The 14,108-nt window shown below is 32.9% G+C and carries 10 protein-coding genes; 2 read left to right on the forward strand and 8 right to left on the reverse strand.

Features of this window, described 5'->3' with window-relative positions:
- Positions 1–59: 59 nt before the first annotated feature.
- From ASE40_RS03695 to ASE40_RS03720, 6 genes are all read right to left on the reverse strand, one after another.
- Positions 60–2,339 carry a helix-turn-helix domain-containing protein gene (locus tag ASE40_RS03695; RefSeq protein ID WP_057115445.1) on the reverse strand — a complete coding sequence of 760 codons (2,280 nt, stop codon included), beginning with the start codon at positions 2,337–2,339 and terminating at the stop codon, positions 60–62.
- A 101-nt stretch (positions 2,340–2,440) separates the two neighbouring features.
- The gene (locus ASE40_RS03700) at positions 2,441–3,025 is read right to left on the reverse strand and encodes an OmpH family outer membrane protein (protein WP_057115446.1); all 585 of its coding nucleotides are present in this window, start codon (positions 3,023–3,025) and stop codon (positions 2,441–2,443) included.
- 223 nt (positions 3,026–3,248) lie between these two features.
- On the reverse strand, positions 3,249–4,097 hold the full coding sequence (locus ASE40_RS03705) for a class I SAM-dependent methyltransferase (protein WP_057115447.1): 849 nt from the start codon (positions 4,095–4,097) through the stop codon (positions 3,249–3,251).
- A 327-nt stretch (positions 4,098–4,424) separates the two neighbouring features.
- Entirely contained in the window at positions 4,425–6,296 is a 1,872-nt protein-coding gene (mnmG, locus tag ASE40_RS03710) for a tRNA uridine-5-carboxymethylaminomethyl(34) synthesis enzyme MnmG (protein ID WP_057115448.1), read from the reverse strand.
- A 517-nt stretch (positions 6,297–6,813) separates the two neighbouring features.
- Positions 6,814–7,233: an rRNA maturation RNase YbeY gene (gene ybeY / locus ASE40_RS03715; protein ID WP_057115449.1), complete on the reverse strand. Its 420-nt coding sequence runs from the start codon at positions 7,231–7,233 to the stop codon at positions 6,814–6,816.
- Entirely contained in the window at positions 7,230–10,655 is a 3,426-nt protein-coding gene (locus ASE40_RS03720; protein ID WP_057115450.1) for a coiled-coil domain-containing protein, read from the reverse strand. Before ASE40_RS03720 ends, ybeY begins: the two co-directional genes overlap by 4 nt.
- Positions 10,656–10,818: 163 nt before the next feature.
- Here ASE40_RS03720 and gltX point away from each other — a divergent pair, with 163 nt between their 5' ends.
- Both gltX and ASE40_RS03730 read left to right on the forward strand, forming a co-directional pair.
- Positions 10,819–12,324, forward strand: a complete 1,506-nt coding sequence (gene gltX, locus ASE40_RS03725; protein ID WP_057115978.1) for a glutamate--tRNA ligase — start codon at positions 10,819–10,821, stop codon at positions 12,322–12,324.
- 133 nt (positions 12,325–12,457) lie between these two features.
- The gene (locus tag ASE40_RS03730) at positions 12,458–13,441 is read left to right on the forward strand and encodes an SPFH domain-containing protein (protein WP_057115451.1); all 984 of its coding nucleotides are present in this window, start codon (positions 12,458–12,460) and stop codon (positions 13,439–13,441) included.
- A 20-nt stretch (positions 13,442–13,461) separates the two neighbouring features.
- Here the strand turns inward: ASE40_RS03730 and ASE40_RS03735 are convergent, their stop codons facing one another.
- Both ASE40_RS03735 and ASE40_RS03740 read right to left on the reverse strand, forming a co-directional pair.
- The gene (locus ASE40_RS03735) at positions 13,462–13,716 is read right to left on the reverse strand and encodes a DUF6327 family protein (protein WP_057115452.1); all 255 of its coding nucleotides are present in this window, start codon (positions 13,714–13,716) and stop codon (positions 13,462–13,464) included.
- A gap of 5 nt (positions 13,717–13,721) precedes the next feature.
- On the reverse strand, positions 13,722–14,072 hold the full coding sequence (locus ASE40_RS03740; RefSeq protein WP_057115453.1) for a hypothetical protein: 351 nt from the start codon (positions 14,070–14,072) through the stop codon (positions 13,722–13,724).
- Positions 14,073–14,108: the final 36 nt, after the last annotated feature.

Here is a 14,108-nt window from a genome sequence, read left to right on the forward strand (position 1 = left end):
CGTTATAAATAAGTATTTTGAAAAACGAAAATGATGTTTCACGTGGGACCTCTAGAAAATCAATTAATACTGGCTTTGAACATTTTTAGTTCATCCCAGGTAAATTCATCTCCATGTTTTTCTTTCAAACCGCTTAGAGATTCTTCTTGATAAAACTCAAACGCTTCTCTCAAAGCCAAAATTTTATCATAAGGTAAAACATCCGTTATTTCAATTTTCTTCGCTTGGATAAGTCTTATCAAATGTCCTTCTATAGTTTGAACATTCAATTTACGCATTCTTGCGATATCTTCAACAGAATTTTTCTCCAGCCACAAATCATACGTTTCTTCTACTGTTGTTTTTTTAGCCGTTTTAAGCTCATTTTTATCTGCTTTAGCTGGTTTGTATCGAACAACGGGTTCTTCGGTTCTAAAAATGTCTGTATTTGTTATTTTAAGCTCATCACGAATCCTTTCGGCTTTATTGCTTTTATAATTTCTAATAAATGGAGATGAAAGCTTTTCTTTGGAGATTGCTTCGCCAGAAACCATAACTTCGATCAACAGTTTTGCTTTCAATAATCTCAAAACTGCTTTTGTCTGCAGATCTTCTAAAAAATGAAGCTCTTCATAAAACTCTTTTACTTTTTTAAATTTTTGGATTTCAGCAATTTTATAAATCAAGTCATCGACCAATTTGTCCATTGGTTTGAAAAAATAATCATAGGCCGCTTCTACCCTTTCTTTCACAAAAAATAAATCAACCGTTTCTTTGCTGAAAATTTTATTCAGCTGAATGATGAATTTCTGCGAAGGCTCTAAAAGCTGTTCGATTGTGTCTAGACGCTTATGTGCCCAAACGGTATGCTTTGATTTTTCTGAACCTGCCGCATTTTCGTTATAACTAAAACGATGATTGCGCCACTCCTGCGCGAGTTCTGTCCAATTAAAACTGTTTATCAAATAGTTATGAATAAAATTCTTGATTTCAAAATGCAGTGAGTTTTTCAAAACTTCTTCTGTTGCTTTGTTCAAAGCATAATCCATCACATCTTGATCGTTCGAAATGCCATTCATCTGCATCGGAGAAAGCAAAATAAGCCCGTTTAACGAACGCAAACGCGAAAGTGCAACATAGGCTTGTCCCGGCAGAAAAACTTGCGATACATCGAGCGCAGCTTTGTCGAAAGTTAAACCTTGACTTTTGTGAACCGTAATCGCCCAAGCAAGTTTGATGGGATAATGCGCAAATGTGCCTAAAACTTCTTCTTCGATTTCTTTTGTCTGTTCGTTGACTTTGTACCGAATATTTTTCCATTCGTACTTTTCCACTTCAAGTGTCATATTCTCTTCTGGAAAATGAACAAAGATTTCCTCGTCTGAAAGTGATTTGATTACACCCATTTTTCCGTTGAAATATCTTTTTTCGAAAGACAAATCATTCTTAACGAACATGATTTGTGCTCCGACTTTCAATTTTAATTCTTCTTCGACTGGGAAAATCTTTTCTGGAAAATCGCCCACAACAAATGGCGTGTATACATACTCTTTACCATGTAAATCATTGATTGACTGTAAGTTAATAGAATCTGCCTTAGCGTTATGCGTTGTAAGCGTTATGTAGCCTTTGTTTTCCTTGAAATCAAAATCGGGCTTAACATATTGATTTAGAACCGCAACGTCTTCTGGTGTAATCTGGTTATTTCGCAGATTATTCAAAACCGAAATAAAAATATCGTCTGTCTGGCGATAAATTTTAGACAACTCGATATAAATCGGCGGATTGAGCTGCAGCACATGCGAATGAAAAAAGAATTTTCCTCGATAGTAATTTTTCAAAGTTCTCCACTCTTCATCGCGAATAACCGGCGGTAACTGTAATAAATCTCCAATAAATAAAACTTGAACACCTCCAAAAGCCTGGCTGTTTCGTCGCACAGACTGCATCATAAAATCGACTGCATCCAATAAATCTGCTCGAAGCATACTAACTTCATCAATTATCAGAAGCTCCATATTTCGAATTACATTTCTTTTGACGTTATTCATCTTAAAATGACGGCGAAGTGATTCTTTATTTTCAAACTTAACCGTGTCTGTAAATTGCGCACTCCCCTCGTAAGACGGAATAAAGGCCGAAAAAGGAAGTTGAAACATCGAGTGAATTGTTACTCCACCTGCATTCAAGGCAGCGATTCCTGTTGGAGCTACAACCACTGTATTTTTGTGGGTTGTGGCAATAATTTCGCGTAAAAGCGTAGTTTTTCCTGTTCCTGCCTTACCCGTTAGGAAAATAGATTTTTGCGTCTGATTGATGAATTGTAAAGTGTAAGCTGCCGCTTCTGAAACGTTTTGCATTGGGCTTGTATTAAAAAATAAAATTACCGCATTTTTATAAAAAGAAAAAACCTAAATCTTAGTGGATTTAGGTTTTCAGTAATTTAGTTAGTTTGGTAGTTTTATTTTTTTGCTTCGCCTTCTTTAGCTTCAGCTGCTGGTTTTGCATCTGTTTTTGGCTCTGCTTTATATTTATCATTTAGTGCTTTAATAATATCTTTTGTAATATCATATTTATCTTCAGCATACAAAATACTTGCAGCATCTCCAGTTCCGTAGATGTAAGAATAACCGTTTTTCTTTCCGTAATCTTTGATGAATTTTTTAACTCCACTAACAAGAGAATCCATTTCTACACCACTTTCTTGTTGTAATTGTTGTGCTAGTGCTTGTTGAGCATATCCTAATTGCTGCTCTCTTTTTTGCAATTCAGCACCTCTTTGCTGTGCCCATGCTTGACCATTAGCCTGCGCTTGACTTTGAAAATTAGCAGCGTCTTGTTTAAAACGTGAAATTTCAGCTTGTAATTGTCTTCCTTTTTCTTCCGCTTGAGCTTTGTATTTTGCCTCTAAATCTTTTGCCTCAGTGTACTCTTTCATCAAAACCGAAGTATCCACGTAAGCTGTTTTTACTTCCTTTACCTCTGCTGTTTTATTACAAGAAACTGCGAAAACTGAAAGTGCGATAATAACTAATGCTTTTTTCATTTTTTTTAATTCTATTTTTTAAGTATTGAAGACAAAAATATAAAAAAATCAATAGCATCAGCATAAAGTTTAAAAAATGCGCAAATTTTATGATATTGTTTTTATTTATTGAAAAAATATTTACAATAAACTGACACTATTAGAATAAAATCGCATTTTTTACGATTTTTTTAACCTAAAAAAGCCATCTCACCCATCGAGGGCAAAATAGCTTTATAAAATCTTATTTATTTTTCAACACGTAAATGTGTGATGAAAATTCGTTTGTTTTTTTAGCTTTCCAATTTGATTTCAAACCAATGAAAAATGCCTTGATGTAATTCATTTTTCCTGTTTTGTATTTTTCTGATAAAAGACTAACGTAAAATGAATCAAACTTCATTGGAAGTATTTTTTCTAATTTCATATCTACCCTTTCAAAAAGCAGCTGAATTGATTTTTTTGAAAAATGCCAAAAGTGAATTGGCACATCATAAGCTGCCCAAAAAGTTTGATAATGATTTGCGTCAAACGATTTGTAGTTTGGAACCGCAACAATTAATGTTCCAGTTGGTTTTAATAAACGCTTCAATTCTTGAATCTGAACTTCTAAATTTGGCACGTGTTCTAAAACATGCCACATTGTAATCACGTCTAAAGAATTATTTTCTAAACTGCTTATTTCTTCCACAAATAAAATTCCTTTTTGTTTGGCAATATTCTTTGCTCTTTCGCTTGGTTCTACTCCAATTGTTTCCCAGCCATTATTTTTTGCTGTTAAAAGAAAATCTCCAGTTCCAGCTCCAATATCCAGAAGTTTACCTTTTTTAGGCTGTTCACTATTAATTAAATTCAATTTGTTTTGAAGTGCAATGTTTTTTACAAAATGATAAGCTTTTTCAAATAATGAACGTTTGTTATCTGTATGAGAAATATAATCTTCGCTTTCGTAGTATTTTCCTAAATTTTGAAGTTCGGGTTGTGGAGAAGTAATTAGCATATCTAATTCTTCATCGTAATACAAATCAAAAATTTCTTTTGAAACAGAATGGTCTTTTACAGTTAGAAAGTGTTTTTTGTTTAAAACGTTCATTTTTAAATTTTATAGATATTGGGTTTAATTTATAGCAAATCCTAAAAACGAATTTTATCGCTTTTAGGATTTTTTAGTTTTTTTATTTTATTCTTTTAAATTCTTTTCGTTCTCACGAGATTTAATATTCAACATAATTGCAAATCTTATTTTGCAGAAGTTTTAGAAAATATTACACTCGAAAAGATGTCTTTTTCAGATTGTGAAACGATAAATTAGATTATTTATTTTGTAAAAGGTTTCACGTGGAACATTTCACATTTTAGATTTATAATACAAATTAAAAAACTAAAATCTAAAATCAACAAACTGAAATATAAAACTAGACTACCTTCCCATATAAATCAAAAGTACGGAAATATCACTTGGTGATACCCCGCTTATTCTTGAAGCTTGAGAAATTGTCACAGGACGTATCTTGCTTAATTTTTGTTTTGCCTCAATAGACATTGATTTAATTTTATTATAGTCGAAATTCTCTGGAATCTTTACTTCTTCTAAACGATTTAGTTTATCAGCATTATTTCTTTCTTTCTCAATATAACCAGAATATTTTACTTGAATAACTGCTTGCTCAACAATTTCTTCATCCAAATCATTTTCTTGAATATATGATGCGACTTTTTCAAATTTTACCATGTCCTCTAATTCAACTTGTGGACGAGAGAAAATTTTAAACATTTTATCTCCTTGTGTGATTGGGGCAGATTCTTTCGCCTCCAAAATTGGATTTGTTTCTGCAACACTAACACTCGTTTCTTTGAAGAACGAAACCATCTTTTCAGATTCGTTTAATTTCTGTTCCATTCTGCGTAAACGATCTTCAGAAGCTAAACCAATTTCGTACGACATTGGAGTCAATCTGAAATCGGCATTATCTTGACGCAACAATGTTCTATATTCTGCTCTCGATGTAAACATACGATATGGTTCTTCCGTTCCTTTTGTAATTAAGTCGTCAATTAGAACTCCAATATACGCTTCATCACGTTTTAAAATTAAAGGATCTTTTTCGTGCACTTTTAAATGCGCATTTATTCCAGCCATCAAACCTTGAGAAGCTGCTTCTTCATATCCAGTTGTTCCATTTATTTGTCCAGCAAAATATAATCCCTCTACCAACTTTGTTTCCAAAGTATGTTTCAATTGTGTTGGTGGAAAGAAATCATATTCGATAGCATAACCAGGTCTAAAGAATTTTACATTCTCAAAACCTGCTACAGAACGAAGCGCTTTAAACTGAATATCCTCAGGAAGCGAAGTTGAAAATCCGTTTACATAAACTTCACAAGTATTCCATCCTTCGGGCTCTACAAATAATTGATGACGTTCTTTATCTGCAAAACGATTTATCTTATCCTCGATCGACGGACAATATCTTGGACCTAAACTTTTGATTCTTCCGTTGAACATTGGGGAACGATCAAAACCTTCTCTCAAAATATCATGAACATCCAATGACGTATACGTCATGTAACAAGAACGCTGATGTGTTAATGGAGCTGTCACATCTGAATACGAAAATTTCGATGGCTTCGCATCTCCTTTTTCTTCATTCATTTTAGAATAATCCAAAGAACGTCCATCTACTCGAGGCGGCGTTCCTGTTTTCATTCTTCCAGCTTCAAAACCTGCTTTAATCAAATCCTCGGTAATTCCAGTTGCAGCACTTTCCCCTGCTCTTCCTCCACCGAATTGTTTTTCTCCAATATGAATCAAACCATTCAAAAAGGTACCATTTGTCAAAACAACAGATTTGGAACGAATCTCCACACCAAGTGAAGTTCTAATTCCTTTTATCTTTCCATTCTCAATAATCAGTCCTTTTACCATTTCTTGGTAGAAATCCAAATTTGGAGTTCCCTCCAACATCATTCTCCATTCCTCAGCAAAACGCATTCTGTCACTTTGAACTCTTGGCGACCACATTGCAGGTCCTTTCGATTTATTCAACATTTTAAATTGAATTGCCGTTCTATCCGACACAATTCCCGAATATCCACCAAGCGCGTCAATTTCTCGAACGATCTGTCCTTTTGCAATTCCTCCCATCGCAGGATTACAAGACATTTGTGCAATGTTTTGCAAACTCATTGTAACCAATAAAGTTTTCGATCCCAAATTTGCAGCCGCAGCCGCAGCTTCAGAACCAGCATGGCCTGCACCCACCACAATAACATCGTATTCTTCTAAAAACATTTTGTTTTATTATTCTCCAAAAACCGCTAACGCGGTTTTTAGAATTACATTTATATTTTTTCTTGTTCCACGTGGAACGCATATTTAATTTTCAATCTATAAAATTCCAAATTCCAAAACTGAAGTCTTCAAACTGGAGTCTTCAAACTGGAGTCTTCAAACTGGAGTCTTCAAACCGAAATCTTCAAACCGAAATCTTCAAAATAGAATCTTCAAAATAGAATCTTCAAAATAGAACTTCAAATCCAGATTTTCAAAATACAATCTTTAAAACGAAATGTTTCACGTGAAACATTTCCTAAACTTCCATTCTCTACTTCTAAAAACCTATCAAGAATCATGTTCCACGTGGAACGATTAAATCTTTTATTGAATTCATTACTTCAACGTTCCACGTGGAACGTTATAAAAAACTTTTATTTCCTATAAAAATGTTTCACGTGGAACGTTCTTAAAAATTAAAAATTAAAAACTACAACGTTTCACGTGGAACATTGAAAATAAAAAAGAGATTTAATTACTGTTCCACGTGAAACATCTTCATTTTTTCTTCTTCCTTTGCTCTCATTAATTGAGCATCTTCATCCGTTTTATCTTTGTAACCGCAGTAATGAAGTATCCCATGGGAAAGTACTCTTTTCAATTCTTCAGCAAACGAAACATTGAAGTCTTTAGCGTTGTCTGCAACACGTTCCACAGATACAAAAATATCTCCATTTAACTCGTTGCCAACAGTATAGTCAAAACTAATAATATCTGTAAGTGTATCGTGATCTAGATATTCAACATTGATTTTATGTAGATATTCATCATCACAAAATATATAATTGATCTCTCCTTCATTTTTCTTTTCAGAAACAATCACAGCACTAAGCCAGTCACTAAAAGCCTGCTCGTCTCCTAAAGTAAAATCAGTTTCGTAATTAAAATTTATCATTTTGTATTAAAGTATTCTTGAACTTTTTGATTAAAATTCGAGCGCAAAGGTAGTGATTGTCTGTTTAATATCTCTACACTGTTTAAATATTCCAATAATGAACTTGGTAAAGCATTCGAACGATTACTAAATTCAGCTTTATTGGTTTCAGATTGTCTTTGTGTATCTTGTCCTTGTTGCTGAACTGCGTTGTTTAGTTTCCATAATTCTTGTTGAATATTTAAGATACGCTGCAGGTTTTCATTCTTAAATCCTTTATTTAAAATTTGCTTTTCTGATTGCTTCATCTGATCGATTACAGATTTGCCTTGAGAATCTAAACCTTTCTTCGCTAATTCTTTTTGTAAAGCTTCACGAAGTTTAACCTGTTCTTTGTATATCTCCATTATAGCTTCTGCATCTCCTTCTCCATCTTCACCTTCATTTCCATTCTTATCTCCCTTTTCTCCTTTACCGCTTTTTCCATCTTTACCAGAAGAACCTTTATCACCGCTTTTGTTACCTTGCCCTTCTTTACCCTGACCTTCTTTACCCTGACCTTCTTTACCTTTTCCACTTTGTCCTTGACCAGACTTTCCTTCTTGACCTTCCCCCGGTTTATCACCAGGCTTTTGACTTGGTTTCATTCCCTCTTTCATTTTATCAGCAAGTCCTTTTTGTTTCTGAATAATATCTGGTAGTTGCATCCCTTGACCATCTCCTGGTTTAGGTTTTCCCGCTCCCGGTTTAGACATGGACATCTGCATATTATTCAATAAATCACTCAAGAAATCAGCTAACTTATTGGCGGATGAAACTGCATATTGCTGGTGTGAAACTCCTCTTGGAATTTGAACATCGGTTAGAGTTTCTATAGCTTTATCCATATTGTATTGTACGTTTCCAATTTCTTTTGTTACGTCTTCAGCTACTTTTGGATTACGTAGTGAAAGTGCAAACAAACTATCATCAACATGTCTGAATTGTTGTTTCAAATTCTGCTGAATTTTAATGTTTTTTGTAAATGCAGATGAACCCAATTTCATAGATTTAAACTGTTTCATTACATCTTCTTGTGATAAAGAATATGCTAAAAGGTTGTCTAGAATCTGACGAAGCATTGCGACATCTTCTTCCATCTGTTCTTGCTCGCCGCCTTCCATTTCGCTCTGCATTTCCTGAGCCATGCTTTTCATTTTCTTTGAAGCACTTTTCTGTTTTGGCTTAGCCGAAGAAGTATTCTTTTTACTTAATTCTTCTGAAGCTTTTTGAAGATCATTATCTACATCCTTCTCTTTTGAAGCATCAGATGGAATGTCCAAAGGTTTCTTCAAAGTCTTATTTTCCTCTTTCAAATCTTTTAAATCTTCTTGAATTTTATCAAAAGATTTATTGATTTCATCTTGTTTTTCTTTCGTATTTTCTTTCTCTTTATTAGATAACTGTTCCTGTTGTTCTGACAGTTTATTTAGTTTCTCAGCAACTTGTTCTGCTTTCTTAGAAACATAAAAACGCTTGGTCAACTCAACCAATTGTTCTAAATTACGAGATTGGTTTTTGCTGATCTGTTTGAACTTTTCCATTTTATCAAACAATTCTTCACTGTTTAATTTATCGTTTAAGTTCTTCAATTCGTCTAATAATTTCTGATTCTTTTCTAAATCTTTTTGTGCATTATCTAAACGTTTTTGTAAATCTTCAGCCGTTTTATCTTTCTTATCATCCTTAAATTTATCTAAGTTCTGATTCATTTTTTCAGAAAACTGTTTCATCATTTCGTCTTGTTGTTTCTGACGTTTGATAAAATCATTGATCTTCTGCTGATCTTTAAACTCTAAATTATCTTTCTCTTTTCCGGTATTTTGAAGCTTATCCATTTCTGAAATCTGCTTGTTTTGGTTCTTCAAAGATTTAGATAAACTACTTATATTTTGATTTTGCTGTTGCAATTCTTGATCTTGAATCTCGTCTGTTGTAGCTACTCGATCTGAAAACGTTGAAGACTTTGTACTCTTAAAACCATGTGTCGCATCATTATCAAAAACTTCAAAATAGTATTCGTATGAAACTCCTTCTTCTACTGGAAGGTTACTCGGAAAATTAAAAACAAACTGATCAAATACACCAGCCTTTACCGGAATGTTTCCACGTTTAGCAGACTGAGGTTTGTTACGTTCGTAGTATACAATTTGTAGTTTTGAAAGTCCGTAATCATCACCTAATCTTCCTAAAATATAGTTCTTATCCAGCTTCAAACTATCTGGTGCAGGCCCAACATTGATGGTTGGGAACTGATCTTTGATAACAGACAGCTGATAATCTAGTTTTTCGTAGTTTTTAACCTTATCATTTGACGTAAGAATTTGATATTCTGTATTTTGACTAATATTTTTAGCCAATTTAAAGTCATTTTCTATCTTATTAAATCTAAAAACTTCATTATCTCTTTTCCATATAATTTCTTGAGTCGATTTGGTATTCATTTTCCAAGTTACTGTTGTTCCCTCTGGTACAATTGCGTTTCCAGTTCCCTGAATTGTCTCAGATTTTTTCTTTAAGTAAGAAGGAAAATTTAAAACCATTTCGAAGTTTGCAATAGATGGAACTGTAATAACTTTCAATTCATATTCTTGAGAAGTAACATTATTTCCTTCAAAAGAAAAGCTAATATCTTCTGCTGGTTTTTCAACTTTAAATTCAAACTTTCCTGGCTGTGAAGATTCCATAAAATAACTTTCATCACCAATATGGATCATGACATTTTCTGGAACAACATTCCCAACTGATTCCATTTTGATCACGAAATCTTTGTTTTGTTCTGCTTGTAAATTAGAATTTAAAACCACAAATTTAAAAGGAGCAGGTGGCAAAAATGCAGAATTGAAATGCACTACCCTATTCAAACTTTGAGAAATAATATTGCTATTTCCAGAAATATAAAACACGGCAAAAAGCAAAACTGGAACCAAGGCCAATGGCAGATATTTTTTATTAGCTTTAAAATTAATGGCATTTCCAAAAGGAATTGGCTGAAGTGAATTTGCTTTTTGTTCTATCGAAGCCAAAACCAATTCAGAACTTTCAGCATTATTATCAGCTGATAATTGTAAAAAGTTAGTTAGTTTATCACTTACTTCTGTAAAATGGTTTCCAATAATTTTTGAGGCCTGAGTATAATCTATTCCTTTTTGAAGTTTAAATAATTTAAACAAAGGGAAAATAATTAATCGAACCAGAAGGAAAACTTCAACGGCAATAAATAACCAGAATAGAAAAGTTCTTCCCAAAGGTTTTAACCATAGAAAGTACTCTACAAAAAGCGTAAATAAAAAATACAATAAACCAAAACCAGTAAAAAGAAGCATTCCTTTTATCAGTTCGTTGGTATAATATTTCTTAATGAAAGCCTCGAGCTTCTGATATATAGCAGATGTTGTTTTCAAAATAAATCTGTTTTGATTATAACCTATAAAAGTAGTAATTATAAAGATTCAAATTCCAAAAAATTAAATTCCAAATTCCAACTATTCACTGTGTTTGGAATTTGGAATTTTAAAAAATTGGGATTTATCTAAAGTTGTATCTTTGCATCAAAATTTTAAACAAATGTCAAAGCAAGTTCGCGTGCGTTTTGCACCAAGTCCAACTGGACCATTACATATTGGCGGAGTTCGTACTGCCCTATTTAATTATTTATTTGCAAAAAAACATAACGGTGTTTTTTATCTTCGAATTGAAGATACAGATCAGACCCGTTTTGTTCCAGGTGCAGAGGCTTACATTATGGAAGCCCTTGAATGGTTAGGAATTGCTCCTGAAGAAACTGTAGGGAAAAATGAAAAATTTGGTCCATACAGACAAAGCGAACGTAAAGATTTGTACCAGCAATATGCCGATCAATTAATAAATTCTGGCTGGGCTTATTATGCTTTTGATACTCCTGAAGCTTTAGATGCACATAGAAAACAACACGAAGCTGAAGGAAAAACATTTATTTACAATCATCACAATCGTGAAAAACTAGATACTTCATTAGTAATTTCTGCAGAAGAAACTGCTAAAAGAATTGAAAATGGAGAGCATTATGTAATCCGTTTTAAAACTCCGGTTGATGAAACTTTACATTTGAAAGATATTATTCGCGGAGATGTTAAGTTTGAAACTAATCTTTTGGATGATAAAGTTTTGTTTAAAAGTGATGGAATGCCAACATACCATTTAGCAAATATTGTAGATGATCATTTGATGGAAACTTCACACGTTATTCGTGGCGAAGAATGGCTGCCATCTATGCCACTTCACGTTTTATTATACAAAGCATTTGGTTGGGAAGCTCCAGAATTTGCTCATTTACCTTTGATTTTAAAACCAATTGGAAATGGTAAATTATCAAAAAGAGATGGTGATAAAATGGGATTCCCAGTATTTCCTTTAGAATGGAAAACTGAAGAAGGAGTTTCATCTGGTTACAGAGAAAAAGGATTTTTCCCAGAAGCTGTTGTCAACTTCCTAGCTTTATTAGGATGGAATGATGGAACTGATAAAGAATTATTTTCTTTAGAAGAATTAGCTCAATCTTTTGACTTGAACAGAGTGCATAAAGCTGGAGCTAAATTTGATCCGGAGAAAAACAAATGGTTCAATCACCAATATTTAGTCAAACAAAATGATGAGGATTTAGCTAAAGCCTTCACTCCTATTTTACAGGAAAAAGGAATTGACATTTCTAAATATGACATCACAAGAATTGTTTCATTAATAAAAGAAAGAGCGCATTTTGTTTCTGAATTTTGGGATCTAACAGATTTCTTTTTCCAAGCTCCAACATCTTATGATGAAAAAGCAAGCAAGAACTGGAAAGAAGAAACTCCACCTTTAATGCAAGAATTGATTTCTACTCTAGAATATATTGATGGTTTTGATTCGGCAAATATTGAAAGTGTTGTAAAAGATTGGTTAACCAAAAACGAAATCGGAATGGGTAAAGTTATGCAGCCTTTCCGTTTAAGTTTGGTTGGAGCTCTTAAAGGTCCTCACCTATTTGACATTGTTGAAATCATTGGAAAAGAAGAAACTATTTCGAGAATTCAAAAAGCGATAGCTACTTTATAATTAGAATTCGAATTAAAATTGAAACGCTAAGAAACATATCACAAATGTTCTTAGCGTTTTTTTAATGTCTAAAAATTTTATTTTAGAAGAATTTTCGTAATTTACCAAAATCATAAACATAAATTTTATAACCATGGGTACAGGATTAATTATCTTTTTAGTATTGGCATTCTTCATTTTCATGTCTTCTTTCTTTACAGTAAAACAGCAGAGTTCTGTCATAATAGAAAGATTCGGAAAATTTCAGAGTGTTAGAAATTCAGGATTACAACTTAAAATTCCGTTGGTAGATAGATTGGCCGGACGTGTAAATCTTAAAATCCAGCAATTAGATGTTATCATCGAAACTAAAACTAAAGACAACGTTTTTATTAAAATGAAAGTTTCAGTTCAGTTTAAAGTAATTCAGGATAAAGTGTATGATGCATTTTACAAACTAGAATATCCACACGATCAGATTACGGCTTACGTTTTTGACGTTGTCCGTGCCGAAGTTCCGAAACTAAAACTGGATGATGTTTTTGAAAGAAAAGATGATATCGCAATTGCGGTAAAAAGAGAATTGAATGAAGCAATGACTACTTACGGTTATGATATTATCAATACTTTGGTAACTGATATTGATCCAGATATTCAGGTAAAAAATGCAATGAACAGAATCAACGCGGCTGACAGAGAAAAAACTGCAGCAGAATTTGAAGCAGAAAGTTCAAGAATTAGAATCGTTGCAAAAGCAAAAGCAGAAGCAGAAAGTAAACGTTTACAAGGTCAAGGTATTGCAGATCAACGTCGTGAAATTGCTAGAGGTCTTGTAGAAAGTGTTGAAGTTTTGAATAATGTTGGAATTAATTCTCAAGAAGCATCTGCCTTAATTGTGGTTACACAACATTATGATACTCTACAATCTATCGGATCTGATACAAACTCTAACTTGATTCTTTTACCAAACTCACCACAAGCCGGAAGTGACATGTTGAATAATATGGTTGCTTCTTTTTCAGCTTCTAACCAAGTTGGCGAAATGATGAAGAAAAATAATAAAAAAGTAGAAAAACCAAAACAAATAAAACCTCAATCTGGTTATGAAGATGATATTCAACCAGATGTTCAACAATAATTGTAAAATAAAAAAGAGGCTTAACGGCCTCTTTTTTTATTGGTAAACCAATTGATAACAAATGGTAATATAGATTGAAGTATTTGCGGATACGAATTTTTAAAATAATCTGTATACGATGAAACAAATCCGTTTACAATATTTTGCGGAGTTATGCTTTCTTTTGTTCTCTGAAAACTTAAAACCAATTTCTGATAATTGATATCTTTTTCCAATTTTAAGATTTCTAAATCTCTGTCAATTTCAGCATAAGATGAGTATTTTTTCTTTTCCATAATTCTCAATCGTTAAAAAATATTTCTGAAAACTTTTCTAAAATTGGTCCTTCAACCATTTTATCTTTTATAAAGAAAAGTAAAATACTAAATAATAGATAGATCCCTCCTACTGCTAAAAATCCTAGAGCATTACTGCCTAACAAATCTCCAAAAGCATACGCTGCTGCAAAAGATCCAAAAATCAAAACCATACTAAAACACAATAATATCAACGTGAATTTAAAAATTAGCGTTGTTGATTTCATTGCAACTTTAAAACCCCAAAGTTTATAATAGGCCAAATGACTGTCGATGTAAACTTTAGTCTGATCCTGAATTTTTTCGGTGTTTTCTTTTAACTCTTCAAAAGCCATAACTAGATTTTTTAAAATAAAAAAAGCACAAAACTG

The organism is Flavobacterium sp. Root935 (assembly GCF_001429295.1).
In the GTDB taxonomy this organism is placed as follows: domain Bacteria; phylum Bacteroidota; class Bacteroidia; order Flavobacteriales; family Flavobacteriaceae; genus Flavobacterium.

What these genes read in the sequence shown, in the direction of transcription:
- ASE40_RS03705 (WP_057115447.1), bottom strand. Translation starts at nt 4,097, where the DNA reads ATGAACGTTTTAAACAAAAAACACTTTCTAACTGTAAAAGACCATTCT.
- mnmG (WP_057115448.1), bottom strand. Translation starts at nt 6,296, where the DNA reads ATGTTTTTAGAAGAATACGATGTTATTGTGGTGGGTGCAGGCCATGCT.
- ASE40_RS03740 (WP_057115453.1), bottom strand. Translation starts at nt 14,072, where the DNA reads ATGGCTTTTGAAGAGTTAAAAGAAAACACCGAAAAAATTCAGGATCAG.
- ASE40_RS03700 (WP_057115446.1), bottom strand. Translation starts at nt 3,025, where the DNA reads ATGAAAAAAGCATTAGTTATTATCGCACTTTCAGTTTTCGCAGTTTCT.
- gltX (WP_057115978.1), top strand. Translation starts at nt 10,819, where the DNA reads ATGTCAAAGCAAGTTCGCGTGCGTTTTGCACCAAGTCCAACTGGACCA.
- ybeY (WP_057115449.1), bottom strand. Translation starts at nt 7,233, where the DNA reads ATGATAAATTTTAATTACGAAACTGATTTTACTTTAGGAGACGAGCAG.
- ASE40_RS03730 (WP_057115451.1), top strand. Translation starts at nt 12,458, where the DNA reads ATGGGTACAGGATTAATTATCTTTTTAGTATTGGCATTCTTCATTTTC.
- ASE40_RS03695 (WP_057115445.1), bottom strand. Translation starts at nt 2,339, where the DNA reads ATGCAAAACGTTTCAGAAGCGGCAGCTTACACTTTACAATTCATCAAT.
- ASE40_RS03735 (WP_057115452.1), bottom strand. Translation starts at nt 13,716, where the DNA reads ATGGAAAAGAAAAAATACTCATCTTATGCTGAAATTGACAGAGATTTA.